Consider the following 17026-nt stretch of genomic DNA (forward strand, 5'->3'; position numbering starts at 1 on the left):
GGAGCGGTCACAGTGCAGCGCTGGCGTGGCTTGGAGGACATCCCCCAGGACTGGGGGCGCAGCGTCGTCACCATCGGCTCCTACGACGGAGTGCACCGCGGCCATCAGCTCATCATCGGCCGCGCGGTGGAGCGGGCCCGCGAGGCGGGACTGCCGACGGTCGTCGTCACCTTCGACCCGCACCCCAGCGAGGTAGTTCGCCCCGGCACCCACCCGCCGCTGCTCGCCCCGCACCACCGCCGCGCGGAACTCTGCGCCGAACTGGGCGTCGACGCCCTGCTCGTCCTGCCCTTCACCAGCGAGTTCTCTCAGCTCTCCCCGTCGGAGTTCGTCGCCAAGGTCCTGGTCGACCGGCTGCACGCCCGCCTCGTCGTCGAGGGCCCGAACTTCCGCTTCGGCCACCGCGCCGCGGGCGACGTGGCCGTCCTCACCGAGCTGGGCGCCACCTACGACTACGAGGTGGAGGTGGTCGACCTGGTGGTACGCGGCGCCGCGGGCGGCGGGGTGCCGTTCTCCTCCACACTCACCCGGCGCCTCGTCGCCGAGGGAGACGTGGCGGGCGCCGCCGAGATCCTCGGCCGCCCCCACCGCGTCGAGGGCATCGTGGTGCGCGGCGCGCAGCGCGGCCGCGAACTGGGCTACCCCACCGCCAACGTCGAGACGCTCCCGTACACCGCGGTCCCCGCCGACGGCGTCTACGCCGGCTGGCTGAACGTCGACGGCGAGGCTATGCCCGCCGCGATCTCCGTCGGCACCAACCCGCAGTTCGACGGCACCGAGCGCACCGTCGAGGCGTACGCCATCGACCGGGTCGGTCTGGACCTCTACGGCCAGCACGTCGCCGTCGACTTCCTGGCCTTCGTACGCGGCCAGGCCAAGTTCGACTCGCTCGATGAGCTGCTCGAAGCCATGTCCCGGGACGTGGCGCGCTGCCGCGAGCTCATCACGGCGGCCGAGAGCCAGGACCGCGACGCCTGACGCCGCGCCCTACGAGGCGGTACGTCCCGCCTCCGCCGGGGCGGCGTCCTCCGCCGCCCAGTGCGCCGGACGGGCCACCGCCTCCGGCAGCCGGGTCGCGGTGTCGCCCCGGGCGGCGGCGAGCTGGGTGCCCGTCGCGTAGACGCTGCCCCGCAGGTCGGCCCCGGAGAGGTCCGCGCCGCGCAGGTCCGCGCCGATCAGGTCGGCCCAGCGGAGGTCGGCGCCGCGCAGGTCCGCCCCGATCAGCAGCGCCCCGCGCGGGCTGGCGCCGCGCAGGTCCGCGCCGCGCAGCCGGGCGCCCGCCAGGTCCGCGCCGCGGTGGATCGGCCCGCGCCGCGGCGAGAGCGCGCGTACCAGGTCGCCCGCGCGCAGCAGCGCCGGGTTGACCGCCGCGCGGAGCGCCCCGACGTCGGCGGCGAGCACCGTGTCGGCGTCCGCGGCGGCCAACTCGCTCAGCCTGGCGTGGGCGCGGCGCAGTCCGGCGTGGACGGGGCGGGTCTCCCGGCGGTCCAGGGCGTCGGCCACGTAGGCCAGCAGTTCGTGCACGGGGCGCATCACCGCGAAGACAGCGAACATCCGCCGAGCCGTGTCGGGGGAGCCGCGCCAGTCCTCCCCGGCGAAGGTCATCTGGGAGACCTGCTGTCCCGCGCCGTGGCAGTCGAAGACGGTGCAGCCCGTCCAGCCCCGGGGCCGCAGTTCCGCGTGGATGCCGCAGCCGAAGTCGTCCTGGAGGTTGCCGCAGGGGCTGCCCCCCGGCTTGTCCACCGGGAAGTCGGCCGACCGGGAGAACGGCAGCGCCACACAGCAGAGCCCGAAGCACCGCGTGCAGTCGCCGCGCGGTTCCGTACGCCCCGTACGGGGCGCCGCCGCCCCGTCGGCCGACGCGCTCCGCACGCCTCGTACCGCCGCGGCGTCCTGCCCCGCCCCGCCCCGCCGCCCGGGCTCCGGCCGCCGGTCTCCGCCACGTCCTCCGCGCCCCGGCGCGCCCGCCCCGCCACGTCGCCCCACAGCCGCACCCTCCTCAGGAACTCCGCCGGACGGCATCGGCGCCCGGGTCCATCCCCGCCAGAATGTCACTCGACGGGCCGCGCGCCGCACGGAGGAGCCCCCGGGGGCCCGCGCACGCCCCCGCGCCGCGCGTGGCCCGCCCCGTCAGCGCCCCGCTCCCCCCACCGCCTCCGCCCAGTGGCAGGCCACCGCCGCCGCCCCGCCCCCCGCCAGCACGGGCAGGTCCCGGGTCCGGCAGGCGTCGGCCACGCCGGCCCGTTCCGCCTCGCCGGAGGCCAGCACCGGGCAGCGGGCGTGGAAGCGGCACCCCGCCGGCACCCGGGAGGGGTCCGGGGGCTCGCCGGTGAGAATCACCGGTTCCGTCTCCGACTCCGGGAGGACCGACAGCAGCGCCCGCGTGTACGGGTGCCGGGGCGCGGTCAGGACCTGCTCGACGTCGCCCGTCTCCACGATGCGGCCGAGGTACATCACCGCGACCCGGTCGGCGATGTTCCAGGCGAGGCCCAGGTCGTGCGTGACGATCAGCGCGGAGAGGCCCAGCTCGTCGCGGAGCCGCAGCAGCAGGGCGAGGATCTCGCCGCGTACCGAGGCGTCCAGGGAGGCGACCGGCTCGTCGGCGACGATCAGCTCCGGCTCCAGGACCAGCGCGCCCGCGATGACGACGCGCTGGCGCTGACCGCCCGACAACTCGTGCGGGTGGCGCAGGAAGAACCGCTCCGGCGGCCGCAGCCCCGCCCGCGACAGGGCGCTCGCCACCGCGGCCTGCTCGTCCCCGGTGTACCCGTGGATGCGCAGACCCTCGGCGACCGCCTCGTAGACGGTGTGCCGGGGATTGAGGGAGCCGCTCGGGTCCTGGAGGACCAACTGGACACGTTTGCGGTACGCCTTCAGGGCGCGGGACGCGTATTCCAGCGGCTTCCCGTCGAAGGTGACCCGGCCGGAGGTGGGCGTCACCAGGCCCAGCAGGGAACGCGCCAGCGTCGTCTTGCCGCACCCCGACTCGCCGACCAGGGCCACGATCTCGCCCGGGCGGACGTCCAGATCCACCCCGTCCACCGCGCGCGCCTCGGCGTCGCCGCGCCGCCCCGGGAAGACGACCTTCACCTGCTCGGCGGAGAGCAGCGGGAGAGCGGCGCCGCCCGCCCCGTCGCGCCCCGTGACGGCCCCGTCCCCGACGGAAACCCCCAGGTCGCGCGCCCCGTGAGCCGCCCCGTCGCCCGCCCCGTCCCGCGCCCCGTCGCTCCGCACCGCACCCGTCTCCGCGCCGCTCATGACCCGCTCCCCGTCGTCTCCGAAACGCCCTTCGGCGCGGTCCCGTCGGCGGCCTCCTCAGCCGCCTCTCCCGCACCGTCCACCGCCCCGTCGTCCCCCACCCGCACGCACGCCGCCCGTCGCCCGGGCCCCGCCACGCGCAGCACCTGGTCCTGTGTCGCGCAGACGTCCAACGCCACCGGGCAGCGCGGATGGAACGCACAGCCGCCCGGCACCGCCGCCGGGTCCGGCGGATCGCCCGGCAGCCCGCGCGGCGCGTGCCGTGAGGCCAGGTCGCCGATGCGAGGGAAGGCGGAGGAGAGCGCCCGGCCGTACGGGTGCGCCGCGGCGGCGTGCACCGCCTTGGCGGGCCCCTCCTCGACGACGCGCCCCGCGTACATCACCGCGAGCCGGTCGCAGGTGTCGGAGAGCACCGCCAGGTCATGGCTGATCATGATGAGCCCGAGGTCCTGATCGGCGACGAGACCCTCGATCAGCCGCAGGATCTGCGCCTGGATCATCACGTCGAGCGCGGTCGTCGGCTCGTCGGCGATGACCAGCCGCGGGTCGCAGGCGAGCGCCATCGCGATCATGACGCGCTGGCGCTGCCCGCCGGACAGCTCGTGCGGGTACGCCTGGGCGCGGACGGCCGGCAGCCCCACCTGTTCCAGCAGTTCGCCCGCGCGACGCCGCGCGGCGGCCGGGGTGGCCTTGCGGTGCAGCAGGATGGGCTCGGCGATCTGGTCGCCGATGCGGTGCACCGCGTTGAGCGAGTGCATGGCGCCCTGGAAGACCACCGAGGCCCCCGCCCAGCGCACCGCGCGCAGCCGCCCCCACGACATGGTGCGGATGTCCTCGCCGTCCAGCAGGATCTCCCCGGAGAGCCGCGCCGTGGACGGCAGCAGCCGCAGCAGCGCCAGCGCCAGCGTCGACTTGCCGCACCCCGACTCCCCGGCGATCCCCAGCTTCTGCCCCGCCTCCAGCCGCAGGTCCACGCCCCGCACCGCCGGTACGGCGGGGGAGCCCGGGGTGCGCGCGTACGTCACCTCCAGGTTCCGTACCTCCAGCAGCGGCTTCCCGCTCCCCGTCGCTGCCTCGGGGGCGGCGGGTTCCTCATGTGTGTCATGTGCCGTCAACGCGAGACCCCCAGCTTGGGGTTGAGTACGGACTCGATGGCGCGCCCGCACAGGGTGAAGGCGAGGGCGACCAGCGCGATGGCCAGTCCGGGCGGTGTCAGGTACCACCAGTTGCCGGAGCTGACGGCGCCCGCCTCCCGGGCGTCCTGGAGCAGCCCGCCCCAGGAGACGACCGTCGGGTCGCCGAGGCCGAGGAAGGCCAGCGTCGCCTCGGTGAGGATCGCCAGCGAGATGACCAGGGTGGTCTGGGCGAGGACCAGCGGCATCACGTTGGGCAGCACGTGCCTGCTCATGATGTGCCCGTGCCCGCCGCCGAGCGCCCGCGCCCGCTCGATGTACGGCCGCGACTCCACGGCCAGGGTCTGCGCGCGGACCAGCCGCGCCGTGGTGGGCCAGGTGGTGACGCCGATCGCGAGGATCGTCGTCCACAGGGAGCGGGCCATCACCGTGGAGAGGGCGATGGCCAGCACCAGTGTCGGCATGACGAGGAACCAGTCGGTGACCCGCATGACGATCGTCGCGTACCAGCCCTTGAAGTGGCCGGCGGTGATGCCGACGAGCGCCCCGATCGCCACCGACAGGAACGCGGCGAGCAGCCCCACCATGAGCGAGACCCGGGTGCCCCACAGCAGCAGCGCCAGCAGGTCCCGTCCGAACTGGTCGGTGCCGAGCACGAACTCGCCGCTCGGCTCCTCCAGCGCCCCGCCCGTCGCGTCGGTGACGCTCCGCGACTCCTCACCGACCAGCAGCGGCGCAGACAGTGCCAGCAGCGCGATCGCCACCAGCACGGCGAGCCCGAAGACCCCGCCCCGGTGCGACCGGTACTGCCGCCAGAACCGCGCCACCGCGTGCCGCCGCCGCGCCCGGGCCAGCGCCCGCGCGCTGCGCGGCGCCGCCCCGTCCGCCGCCCCGTCCGCCGCGCCGTCCGTCGTCTCGTGCACAGTCATCGGCCCACCCGGGGATCGAGGAGCGGATAGATCACGTCGGCGAGGGTGTTCATCAGGATCACCGCGGCGGCGAAGAGGAAGAACAGGCCCTGCACCAGCGGCAGGTCGGGCACGCTGAGCGCCTGGTAGAACAGCCCGCCCAGGCCCGGCCAGGAGAAGACCGTCTCGACCAGGATGGCGCCGGCGACGGTGTTGCCGAGGTTGACGAAGAGCAGTGTCACCGTCGGCAGCAGCGCGTTGGGCACCGCGTGGCGGCGGCGTACCGCGTCGTCGCGGAGCCCCTTGGCGCGCGCCGTCGTCAGATAGTCGCTGCCCATCTCGTCCAGCAGCGAGGAACGCATCACCAGCAGCGTCCGTGCGTACTCCACCGCGACCAGGGTGACCACGGGCAGCACCATGTGGTGGGCGACGTCCAGGACGTAGCCGAAGCCGGACTCGCCGCCCGACTCCATGCCGCCGGTCGGGAACATGCCGGGGACCGGCCCGATCCCCACCGACAGCGTGATGATCAGCAGCAGCCCCAGCCAGAACGACGGCACCGAGTACAGCGTCAGCGCGAACGCCGTGCTGAACCGGTCCCCGAGCTTCCCGCTGCGCCACGCCGACCGCGCCCCGAGCCAGATGCCCAGCACCGTGTAGATGACGAAGGCGGTACCGGTCAGCAGCAGCGTCGCGGGGAGCGCCTCGGTGATCTTGTCGATGACGGGGGCGCGGAACTGGTACGACATGCCGAAGTCGCCGGTGAGGGCGTTCGCGCAGTAGTCGGTGAACTGCTGCCACAGGGGCAGGTCGAGCCCGAACTCCCGGCGCATCGCCGCGAGCTGCTCGGTGGAGACGGGGCGGCCCTGCGTCATGTGCTTGACCGGGTCGCCGGGGATCATGCGGAAGAGGAAGAAGCTGGTGACCAGGACGGCGAAGAGGGAGACCGCCGCGCCGGCCAGCTTGCCCGCGACGTAGCGGAGGTAGGCGGCGGTGGAACGCGAGCGGGGCCCGCGCCCCGACGGCCCGGCCTCGGCCGGACCGTCGGGGGCGGCACCCGGGCTCTTGACGAGAGCCGCGGTGCTGTCGGTGCTCATGGCCTATTCACGGTCCTCCGAGGTGGCCCGGCGCCGCAGCCCGAACAGGACTCCCGCCCCGATCACCAGGACCGCCGCCACGCCGATGCCGACCACCACGCCGGTGGAGACGCCGCCGGAGCCCTCGGACCCCGCGTCGTCGTCGGCGGGCACCGCGGACCACCAGCTCCAGTAGCCGTCCTGGCCGTAGATGTTGCCCGCGGCCTCGGGCATCGTGGTGATCGACTTGATCTGGTCGGTGCGGTACGCCTCGACGGCGTTCGGGTACGCCAGGACGTTCATGTACCCGGAGTCGTACAGCCGCGACTGCATCTGCTTGACCAGGCCGGCGCGCTTGGCCGGGTCGTACTCGGCGAGCTGCTGCCCGTAGAGCTTGTCGAACTCCTTGTCGCAGATGAAGTTGTCGGTGGCCGACGACTGCTTCGGCTTGGTGGGCAGGGCCGCGCAGGTGTGGATGCCGAGGACGAAGTCCGGGTCGGGGTTGACCGACCAGCCGTCGAAGGCCAGGTCGTACTCACCGGCCGACCACGGGTCGGAGACGTTGTCGAGGCAGTCGACCTTCAGGCCGATGCCCAGCTCGCCCCACCACTCCTGGAGGTACTTGCCGACCGCCTTGTCGTTGGGGTCGGTGGCGTGGCACAGGATGCGGAAGTCGAGCGGCTTGCCGTCCTTGCCGACCCGCTTGCCGTCCGCGTTCTTCTCGTACCCGGCGTCGTCCAGCAGCTTCGCCGCCCTCTTCGGGTCGTACGCCCGCTTCTGCTCCGCCGAGGGCTTCCAGAAGTAGTCGCCGAAACGGGGCGGTATGTACCCCTCGCCCTCGACGGCCTTGCCCTGGAAGACCCGGTCGACGACGGTCTCGCGGTCGACGGCGGTGAAGAGCGCCTCGCGGACCTTCGCGTCCTTGAGCGCCGGGTGCCCGTCGCCGAACTCCTCGCCGTCCTTGGTGCGCGCGCCCGGGTTGACCGCGAGGGCGAAGAAGCGCCGCCCCGGGCCCTCGTTGACCTTGATGTCGTCGGCCTTCGCCAGCGAGTTGGCCTGCGCCGGGGTCAGGCTCGGGCTGCCCGCGACGAAGGAGACCTCGCCCTTGCGGAGCGCGGCGACGGCGGCGTCCTGGTCCTTGTAGTAGCGGAAGACCAGCTCGTCGAATTTGGGGGCGCCGCGCCAGTAGTCCTTGTTGGCGGTGAGCTTGACGTAGCTGTCGCGCTTGTAGTCGCTCAGGACGAACGGCCCGTTGCCGACGATGGGGAAGTCCTGGTCGTTGTTGAACTTCGAGAAGTCGTCGACCTTCTCCCACACGTGCTTCGGGACGATCGGCACGTCCAGCGCCGTCATCGTCGCCTGCGGCTTCTTCAGCTCCACCACCAGCTTGTCGGCGCTGGGGGCGGTCACCTTCTCGAAGTTGTTGGTGAACGAGCCGTTGGCGGTCGCCGCGGCCTCGTCCTCCATCATCGTGTTGAAGGTCCAGGCGGCGTCCTCGGCGGTGACCTTCTCGCCGTCGGACCACTTGGCGTCGTCGCGGATGGTGTAGGTCCACGTCAGCTTGTCGTCGGACGACTCCCACCCGGTGGCCATCGCGGGCACCGTGGAGTTGTCCTTGGCGCTGTAGTTGGTGAGGAAGTCGTACATCAGCCGGCTGATGGAGGTCGACACCAGCGACTGCGCGAGGAACGGGCTCAGCGAGTCGACGCTCTGCGCGACGGCGACCGTGAGCGTCTTCTTCTCCCCGTCGTCGGCGGCCTGGGCCTCGTGCGGGGCCGGGTTGAGCGGCGTGGCGAGCCCCGCCGTCAGGGAGAGCGCGGCGACGCCCGAGGCCGCCAGCAGCCGGAGCCTGCCGCGCCGCCGGGGGGCCTCCTCGCGACCGCGCCGGGCGCGGGGAATCGATGAGCTGCCGTGCTGTTCTGGTCTGTCCATAGCTCGGGGACCTCGCGTCGTCGCTCGCACAGGGAAGGCCGCTTGATCATGAAGCGCCGTTGGGTGATGTGAGTGTCTACCAGCGCTGGTCTAAACATGTCAACGGTTCATGAACACAGTGTGGCCTGCGGTAACGCGCGGGAAACGGGGCGGTGTTGAGGACTTTTCCGCTCATTGGTCCAGTCCTCTGAAACGCCCTGCGCGGGGAGGATGCACGCGCTTCTCGCGCCTCCACCGGCACCCCGCGAACGCCAACCGGCCGCCACCCCGGGGAAGTTGGTCCCCTCGGAGTGACGACCGGCCGAACCTGACATCAACTGCTACTGCTGCGGCGGCTGTTCCCCTTCACCGGTCGGCGGCTGCCCCTGCGCGGGCCCCTGCCCCGGAGGCTGCCCGGGCGCCTGGTACGGCGCACCCGGCGCGGCGTACTGCCCGGGCTGCGCGTACGGCACCGCGCCCGGCGCCCCCGGCTGCTGCCCCCACGGGCCCGGCGGCTGCGCCGGGTAGCCGTAGCCGTCCTGCGGCTGCCCTGCGGGCGGCTGGGCCTGGGGCGGCTGCCCCTGCGGCGGGTACGGGGCGCCCTGCGGCGGCGCCCCCGCACCGTACACCGGGGGCTGCGGCCCCGCCGGAGGCTGCGGTGCCGGGTAGCTGTACCCCGGACCGCCCGGCTGCTGCGGCACCCCGCCCTGCGGGTACGGGGCCTGCGGCGGCTGCGACCCCGCCCCGGCCACCCCCGGCTGCTGCGCCTGCCCTGGCAGCGGCGGCGCCGCCACCGGCGGGGGGTTGCCGTCGGAGGTCCACAGGCCCTGCTGCTGCTGGGCCCGGGCGAAGTCCTCCGCGACCAGCGCCGACAAGTTGAAGTACGCCTCCCGGGTCTTGGGCCGCATCATGTCGAGGTCCACCTCGGCGCCGGCCGACAAGTGCTCGTCGAACGGGATGACGACCACCCCGCGGCAGCGCGTCTCGAAGTGCTGGACGATGTCGTCCACCTTGATCATCTTGCCGGTCTCGCGCACCCCGGAGATAACCGTCAGCGACCGCGACACCAGCTCCGCGTACCCGTGCGCAGACAGCCAGTCCAGCGTCGTCGAGGCGCTGGACGCCCCGTCGACCGACGGCGTCGAGATGATGATGAGCTGGTCGGCGAGGTCCAGCACCCCGCGCATCGCGCTGTACAGCAGCCCCGTACCCGAGTCGGTGAGGATGATCGGGTACTGCTTGCCCAGGACGTCGATCGCCCGCCGGTAGTCCTCGTCGTTGAAGGTGGTGGAGACCGCCGGGTCCACGTCGTTGGCGATGATCTCCAGCCCGGAGGGCGCCTGCGAGGTGAACCGCCGGATGTCCATGTACGAGTTGAGGTGCGGAATCGCCTGCACCAGGTCGCGGATGGTCGCCCCGGTCTCCCGCCGCACCCGGCGGCCGAGCGTGCCCGCGTCCGGGTTGGCGTCGATGGCGAGGATCTTGTCCTGCCGCTCGGTGGCCAGCGTCGCCCCGAGCGCCGTCGTCGTGGTCGTCTTGCCCACGCCGCCCTTGAGGCTGATGACCGCGATGCGGTAGCAGGAGAGGACCGGGGTGCGGATCAGCTCCAGCTTCCGCAGCCGCTCCGTCTCCTCCTTCTTCCCGCCGAGCTTGAACCGCCCGCCCGCGCCCGGCCTGCCGCTGCGGGCCTTCTGCTTGTTGTTGCGCAGCAGCCGGTCCGACGACAGCTCGACCGCCGCCGTGTACCCGAGCGGCGCGCCCGGGTTGGTCCGCTCCCGCTGGTCGTGCTGGACGGCCTGCGGCCACGCGGCACCGGCCCGCGGATCCACCGGCGCCTGCGGCGGCAGCGCCCCCGGGCCCGGGTAGGGCTGCTGCCCCGGGACGGGCTGCGGCTGCTGCGGCGGCGCCGGGTAGCCGTACGCCGGCCCGGGCGCCCCCTGCCGCGGCGCACCAGGCACCGGCTGCCCGCCCGGGGCCTGCTGCGCCGGGGGGAAGCCATAGCCGTCCGGCGCCTGCGGGGGAGCGGCGGGAGGCTGCGCCGCCCCGCCGGGGTGCGGCGCGGACGCCGGCGGGGCGTCCTGCGGGGGCACGGGGCCCGGGGCCCCTGCGGGCGCGCCGAACGGGGCGCCCGGCGCGACGTGCGGGGCCTGCGGCGATGCGACGTGCGGGGCCTGCGGCGCGGCGGAGGGCTGCGGGAAGCCGTACGCACCGGGGGCCTCGGCGGCCCCCTGCGCCGGGGCGGGCTGCCCTTCTGGCTGGGCGCCCGTGTGCTGCGGGGCCTGCGGCGGCTGCGCGGCCTGCGGGGCGGGCGGAGTCTGCGGTGCGGCGGGCCACGCGGGCGCGGCGGGCGGCTGGGCCGCCGGAGGGAAGCCGTAGCCCCCGGGGCCCACCTGCTGCGGCCCCTGGGGCGGGAAGCCGTACGCACCCTGGGCAGGGGTCTGCGGCGGCTGCGGGGCCTGCGGGGCGGGCTCAGTCCGCGGGGCGTCCGGCGCCGCGGGGACGGCGGGCGCCTGGCCCGCCTGCGGGAAGCCGTAGCCACCGGGACCACCCTGCGGTGCCCCCGGCCCGCCCTGCTGCGGGAAGCCGTAACCGCCCGCCGCGCCGGGCGCCTGCTGCGACGCCGGGGCGGGGCCGCCCTGGGGAGGCTGCTGGGGCGCCGGCTGCGCGGGCCACCCCGGCGGCGTCGCGGGCGGGGCGGGCGGTGCCGGCGGGACCGGGGGAGCCGCCGCTCCGGGCCACTGCGGCGCGCCGGGCGGCGTCGACGGGGCGCCCTCCGCGGGCGCGTAGGCGGCGGGCAGCGGCGGCAGCCCGCCCGGCTGCGGGGCAGGCGCGCCCGGCTGCGGGGCAGGCGCGCCACTCTGCTGCGCCCACGGCGGCGGTGCGTCCTGCGGGGCGGGCGGCGAGGCCGGGGCGGCGTCGCGCGGACCGTCCGACGGGGCGGCTGACGGGGCGGCCGACCAGGGCGTTTCCTCGGCCGGTCCGTCCTGCGCGCCGGTCTCCGGCGCCGACGGCGGGGCCGGGGTGCCGGGCGTCGCGGCCGCCCCGTGCTCGGCGTTGGCCGCGGCGTCGCGCCGGGCGATCTCCTGCTTGAGCGCCGCGGCGGAGAAGCGCATGGTGTCGCCGCTCTCCAGGTCGGCGGCGCCGGCCCCGCCCTGCGGCGCGGCCGTCTCCGCCTCGCTCTTCGGCGCGGGGGAGGCCTGCTCCGGACGGGGCGGAAGCCCCGGCAGGGCGCCTCCCTGCCCGGAGGGCTCGATCCGCGCGTGGGACGGCGGGACGAGCCCCGGCGCGGGCGTGTCCGCCCAGTTCGGGGCGAAGCCGCCGTTGAACGCCGGTCGTTGCGGCTCCCCCGCCCCGTCGCCGTCCTTCTCCCCGGACGGGGCGGCACCGTCGGCCGCCGAGGGGCGCGCCGCATCCGCACCGGCACCGGCACCGGAGCCCTTGTCCCCGTGGGTACCGTCGACCGGCCCCGGCGTACCGAAGCCTTCGGCGCTGGCCGCACCGGCTGCTTCCGCCGGACCACGGCCCAGCTCCCCATCACCCCTAGCGGAGTCCTCCCCGGCAGCCGGCCCGACGCCCTCGCCGGCACCGAAAGCGGAATCCGTCCCGGAACCACCACCGGGCGAACCGGCAGGGCCGGCGGAGGGCCTTGCGGACGGCGAGGGGAACGGCCGCGCGAACGACACGGGCCGCCCCGTACCCGCCGCACCGGAAGGCGGCACGGATGCCGACGACGCCGGAAGCGAGGCATCGGAAGCCGCTCCCGGCGGCGCCGTGACGGCATCGGAGTCCGCCACCGAAGAGGCTGCGTCAGAAGCAGGGGCCGAGGCAGAAACGGAACCGGAAGCAGAACTGGAAGCAGAACCGGAAGCGGAATCCACGGCGGAGAACGACGCCACGTCGGACGCACCGTCCACGTCCCCGGCCGCCTCCGCCCCCTTTTCTTCCTCCTGATCCTCCGCCATCAACTCGTCGAGAACCCCCCGCGCCTTGCTCCGCCCCTCAGCCGCCTCGTCGCTCAGGCTGCCCCCGGCCGGGGCCGAATCGGCCTCGTCCGCCGCGGAACCGGCGGCCACCACCGCGGCGCCACGCGCGCCCAGCCCGCCCGCCGCGAACGAGAAGTCGAAGTCGGTCGGCGACACGGGCGCACCGGCCGCCGGGCTCCCGCTCCCCGCCGCCTCGCTCTCCCGCGCCTCGTCGTCGGCCTCGTCCTCGTCGGCCACGTCCTCCTCGCCGTCCTCGTCCGTGCGGACCGAGTCCGCACCGAACGAGTCGACATCCAGCGAGTCCGCCCCGAAAGAATCCGGCCCGAGGGAGTCCGAGCCGCTCTCGCCCGCCGCACCCGCTCCGGAATCCGCCACGGCGCCGTCCCCCGCGGAGAGCGAGGTGCCCGCCGCCCCGTCACCGGCCCCGTCCGAGAAGGAAACGCCCAGCTCGCGCGCCCCGTAGGCCGCCCCGTCGCGCTCCGCGTCGGCCGCCCCGTCGCCGCCGTCCCCGGCCGCGTCGGCCGCCCCGTCGACCTCCGCCTCGTCCCCCGCGCCCTCCGGCCCGCGGTCCCCCGCGCCCCCGTCGGCGAACGGAGCGACCCCGCCGCTCGAAGAGGCTTCGGCCGTGTACCAGGCATCGGCGCTGAAGGTGAACTCGCCGGTCGTCTCGGCGGCGGACTCCACGTCGGCCTGATCATCGACGGGTGTGTTGCCGCCCCCGCGGAACCCGTCCCGATCGCTGCTCACAATGCCTCCTGGTGTGGTCGTGCACCCTCATGTCGTGCGGCGGGGTGTCGTGTTCGCGGGCTCCGGTGCGTTCCGCGACCGCTGCCCGGCCGCTCTGCGGCACGCCTCCACGGACACAGCGCCCCCGCCCAGCCTAATCACCGGCCCGACCACCCCGGCAGCTCCCGCCGGTCACAACTCGCCTCGGAGCGGGGCGATTTCCGCCCCGGCATGGCATATGTGCGCAAGAAGGCGAACCGTGCCACGGGCAACTCGGGTCAAATCCGGGCCCGTCCACACACCATCACCACAACTCCCCGCGCCCGACACCCCGCGGCGGACACCGCCCCGCCGCCCGCCACCGGACGCACCGGAACCCGGGAACGCGAAAGGCACGCCCCGCCTTGGGCGGCACGTGCCCTCGCCGCACTCCCCGGGTCTCCCGGACCGGCCCCAGGTGCCGTACTCGCGCCCCTACTTGAGGTCGAACTCCCCGTCCCGTGCCCCCAGTACGAAGGCGCGCCACTCGGCCTCCGTGTAGCGCAGCACCGTGTCCGGGTCGAGCGAGGAGCGCATGGCCACGCCGCCGCCCGGCAGGTAGGCGATCTCGACCCGCTCCTCGTGCTCCTCGGCCCCGGGCGCGCTGATCCACTCGACACCCGAGATGTCCAGCGCGTACAGCTCGTCCTTCTCCTGCTGAGTCCCCATTGCCTGTTCCCTCTCCCGACCCGACGGCGAAACCGGCCGCCCAGTCTGCCGTGCCCCGCCCCGGCCCACCACCTCCTTCCGGCGGACGCCCCCCGAAGGAGCGGACGGCCGCGACTTCGCGACGGGAGCGCCCGCGACCTCGTAAGAGCCCGCCCGCGTACCCCCGCCTCCACCCGCGCGCCCAGGTCAACCCCGTGCCCGCCCCGTCACCCGGCCCGCCCCGGCCGGCGGCGTCACCCCCTCCCCGCCCCTGCTACTCTGTCCGAGGCCGTCTGTGCCCACGTCCCGAGCCCCGCGTTCGACACGCGGTCCCGGACGACCGGACGGATCCATCCGCCTCCCGAGTCACCGAAGCCTCCCCTGAGACGAAGACCAGGGGCGCTCGGAGGCAAGCGAAGACATCACAGAGGAGTACGCGTGTCGCTCGACGCCGCTACGAAGAAGCAGATCATGACCGAGTTCGCCACCAAGGAGGGTGACACCGGCTCCCCCGAGGTCCAGGTCGCCCTGCTGTCGCGCCGGATCTCGGACCTGACCGAGCACCTCAAGACCCACAAGCACGACCACCACTCCCGTCGTGGTCTGCTGATCCTGGTCGGTCAGCGCCGCCGCCTTCTCCAGTACCTGGCCAAGAAGGACATCCAGCGCTTCCGCGCCCTGGTCGAGCGCCTCGGCATCCGCCGTGGTGCCGCGGGCGCCAAGTAAGACATCGTGGAGGGAGCGGTTCCCCGCCTGAGGGGACCGCTCCCTTTGCCGTACGTGCGCCCCGGCCCGCCTTCTTTGTAGGCTGGTGGCACGCGTAAGAGCAGGACGAGCTGACCACAGCTGCGCGTACCGTACGTATGCGTACGGTGGTCGCCGGGCACGTAAGACACGTGCCCGGTAAGGCCCGGGCACACCCCGGGCGAGACGAGGGGACGCGTTCCGCGCCGCCGCCGGTCCTCGGTAGTGGCTCCCGGAAGCACCGCGCGAGCGGGGCACCGAGGGCTTCGATCGAAGACCGGCCCGCAACTGGAACGCTCCCCGCCCGTCCCCGCGCCACACGGGCCAGGGACGAAGACGAGGAGAGCACGCGAGTGGAGAACGAGACCCACTACGCCGAGGCCGTCATCGACAACGGCACCTTCGGCACCCGCACCATCCGCTTCGAGACGGGCCGCCTGGCCAAGCAAGCCGCCGGCTCCGCCGTGGCGTACCTGGACGACGACACCATGGTGCTGTCGGCCACCACCGCTTCCAAGAAGCCCAAGGACCAGCTGGACTTCTTCCCGCTGACCGTGGACGTCGAGGAGCGGATGTACGCGGCCGGGAAGATCCCCGGCTCCTTCTTCCGCCGTGAGGGCCGGCCCTCCGAGGACGCGATCCTCACCTGCCGCCTGATCGACCGGCCCCTGCGCCCCTCCTTCCGCAAGGGCCTGCGCAACGAGATCCAGATCGTCGAGACGATCATGGCGCTCAACCCCGACCACCTCTACGACGTGGTCGCCATCAACGCCGCCTCCTGCTCCACGCAGCTGGCGGGCCTGCCCTTCTCCGGCCCGATCGGCGGCACCCGTGTCGCGCTGATCAACGGCCAGTGGGTCGGCTTCCCGACCCACACCGAGCTGGAGGACGCCGTCTTCGACATGGTCGTCGCCGGCCGTGTGCTCGACGACGGCGACGTCGCGATCATGATGGTCGAGGCCGAGGCCACCGAGAAGACCATCCAGCTGGTCAAGGACGGCGCCGCCGCCCCGACCGAAGAGGTCGTCGCCGCCGGTCTGGAAGCCGCCAAGCCCTTCATCAAGGCGCTCTGCAAGGCCCAGTCCGACCTCGCCGCCAAGGCCGCCAAGCCCACCGGCGAGTTCCCGATCTTCCTCGACTACCAGGACGACGTCCTGGCCGCCCTCACGGACGCCGTCGAGACCGAGCTCGCGCAGGCGCTGACCATCGGCGGCAAGCAGGAGCGCGAGGCCGAGCTGGACCGCGTCAAGGCCGTCGCCGCCGAGAAGCTGCTCCCGCAGTTCGAAGGCCGCGAGAAGGAGATCTCCGCCGCGTACCGCGCGCTGACCAAGACCCTGGTCCGCCGCCGCGTCATCAAGGACAAGGTCCGCATCGACGGCCGCGGCGTCACGGACATCCGTACGCTCGCCGCCGAGGTCGAGGCCATCCCGCGCGTGCACGGCTCGGCGCTGTTCGAGCGTGGCGAGACCCAGATCCTGGGCGTCACCACCCTCAACATGCTCCGCATGGAGCAGCAGCTCGACACCCTCTCCCCGGTGACGCGCAAGCGCTACATGCACAACTACAACTTCCCGCCGTACTCCACCGGCGAGACCGGCCGCGTCGGCTCCCCCAAGCGCCGCGAGATCGGCCACGGCGCCCTCGCCGAGCGCGCCCTGGTCCCGGTCCTGCCGACCCGCGAGGAGTTCCCCTACGCGATCCGCCAGGTCTCCGAGGCCCTCAGCTCCAACGGCTCCACGTCGATGGGCTCGGTCTGCGCCTCGACCATGTCGATGCTGAACGCCGGTGTGCCGCTCAAGGCCCCCGTCGCCGGTATCGCCATGGGCCTGATCTCCCAGGAGATCGACGGCGAGACGCACTACGTCACCCTCACCGACATCCTCGGTGCGGAGGACGCCTTCGGTGACATGGACTTCAAGGTCGCCGGCACCAAGACCTTCGTCACCGCGCTCCAGCTCGACACCAAGCTCGACGGCATCCCCGCCTCGGTCCTGGCCGCCGCGCTGAAGCAGGCCCGCGACGCCCGCCTCCACATCCTCGACGTGATGAACGAGGCCATCGACGTCCCGGACGAGATGTCCCCCAACGCCCCGCGGATCATCACCGTCAAGATCCCCGTGGACAAGATCGGCGAGGTCATCGGCCCCAAGGGCAAGATGATCAACCAGATCCAGGAGGACACCGGCGCCGACATCACGATCGAGGACGACGGCACCATCTACATCGGTGCCTCCGACGGCCCGGCCGCCGAGGCCGCCCGCGCCACGATCAACGGCATCGCCAACCCGACCATGCCGGAGGTCGGCGAGCGCTACCTGGGTACGGTCGTCAAGACCACCACCTTCGGCGCCTTCGTCTCCCTGCTCCCCGGCAAGGACGGACTGCTGCACATCTCGCAGATCCGCAAGCTCGCCGGCGGCAAGCGCGTGGAGAACGTCGAGGACGTCCTCGGCGTCGGCCAGAAGGTCCAGGTCGAGATCGCCGAGATCGACTCCCGCGGCAAGCTCTCGCTGATTCCGGTCATCGAGGGCGAGGACGAGAAGGACGACGCCTCCTCGTGACGTCCCGCACCTCCCGGACGACGGCCCGCGCCACCACCC

Annotated in this window: 11 protein-coding genes; 3 read left to right on the forward strand and 8 right to left on the reverse strand. The window is 73.9% G+C overall.

The genetic code is table 11. From position 1 onward, the window contains the following. The first annotated feature begins 12 nt into the window (after positions 1-12). Positions 13-978 carry a bifunctional riboflavin kinase/FAD synthetase gene (locus tag ACFWMZ_RS13315; protein WP_383182240.1) on the forward strand — a complete coding sequence of 322 codons (966 nt, stop codon included), beginning with the start codon at positions 13-15 and terminating at the stop codon, positions 976-978. 9 nt (positions 979-987) lie between these two features. On the opposite strand, the gene ACFWMZ_RS13320 is transcribed toward ACFWMZ_RS13315, so the two are convergent. The 8 genes from ACFWMZ_RS13320 to ACFWMZ_RS13355 form a co-directional block, all read right to left on the reverse strand. Further along, positions 988-1779: a pentapeptide repeat-containing protein gene (locus tag ACFWMZ_RS13320; protein ID WP_383201482.1), complete on the reverse strand. Its 792-nt coding sequence runs from the start codon at positions 1777-1779 to the stop codon at positions 988-990. Between the two features lie 351 nt (positions 1780-2130). Beyond that, positions 2131-3258 (reverse strand): ABC transporter ATP-binding protein, encoded by a 1128-nt coding sequence (locus tag ACFWMZ_RS13325; protein WP_383182238.1) that lies wholly within the window; start codon positions 3256-3258, stop codon positions 2131-2133. Continuing rightward, a complete protein-coding gene (locus ACFWMZ_RS13330) occupies positions 3255-4373 on the reverse strand; it encodes an ABC transporter ATP-binding protein (protein WP_383201467.1) in 1119 nt (372 codons plus the stop codon). The genes ACFWMZ_RS13325 and ACFWMZ_RS13330 overlap by 4 nt, the downstream gene beginning before the upstream one ends. Next, on the reverse strand, positions 4370-5320 hold the full coding sequence (locus ACFWMZ_RS13335) for an ABC transporter permease (protein ID WP_383201470.1): 951 nt from the start codon (positions 5318-5320) through the stop codon (positions 4370-4372). The genes ACFWMZ_RS13330 and ACFWMZ_RS13335 overlap by 4 nt, the downstream gene beginning before the upstream one ends. After that, entirely contained in the window at positions 5317-6396 is a 1080-nt protein-coding gene (locus ACFWMZ_RS13340; RefSeq protein ID WP_383201473.1) for an ABC transporter permease, read from the reverse strand. Before ACFWMZ_RS13340 ends, ACFWMZ_RS13335 begins: the two co-directional genes overlap by 4 nt. Before the next feature lie 3 nt (positions 6397-6399). Then, positions 6400-8307, reverse strand: coding sequence for an ABC transporter substrate-binding protein (locus tag ACFWMZ_RS13345; protein ID WP_383201476.1), 1908 nt, complete (start codon positions 8305-8307; stop codon positions 6400-6402). A gap of 320 nt (positions 8308-8627) precedes the next feature. Next, the gene (locus ACFWMZ_RS13350) at positions 8628-13016 is read right to left on the reverse strand and encodes an SCO5717 family growth-regulating ATPase (RefSeq protein WP_383201479.1); all 4389 of its coding nucleotides are present in this window, start codon (positions 13014-13016) and stop codon (positions 8628-8630) included. A 453-nt stretch (positions 13017-13469) separates the two neighbouring features. Next, a complete protein-coding gene (locus ACFWMZ_RS13355) occupies positions 13470-13703 on the reverse strand; it encodes a DUF397 domain-containing protein (RefSeq protein WP_008410190.1) in 234 nt (77 codons plus the stop codon). A gap of 417 nt (positions 13704-14120) precedes the next feature. Between ACFWMZ_RS13355 and rpsO the strand changes: the two genes are divergently transcribed. Next, positions 14121-14408 (forward strand): 30S ribosomal protein S15, encoded by a 288-nt coding sequence (gene rpsO, locus ACFWMZ_RS13360; protein ID WP_003951205.1) that lies wholly within the window; start codon positions 14121-14123, stop codon positions 14406-14408. 371 nt (positions 14409-14779) lie between these two features. Then, positions 14780-16987: a polyribonucleotide nucleotidyltransferase gene (locus ACFWMZ_RS13365; protein WP_383182226.1), complete on the forward strand. Its 2208-nt coding sequence runs from the start codon at positions 14780-14782 to the stop codon at positions 16985-16987. The last annotated feature ends 39 nt before the right edge of the window (positions 16988-17026 follow it).

The sequence above is a fragment of the Streptomyces sp. NPDC058373 genome, from assembly GCF_042723275.1.
In the GTDB taxonomy this organism is placed as follows: domain Bacteria; phylum Actinomycetota; class Actinomycetes; order Streptomycetales; family Streptomycetaceae; genus Streptomyces.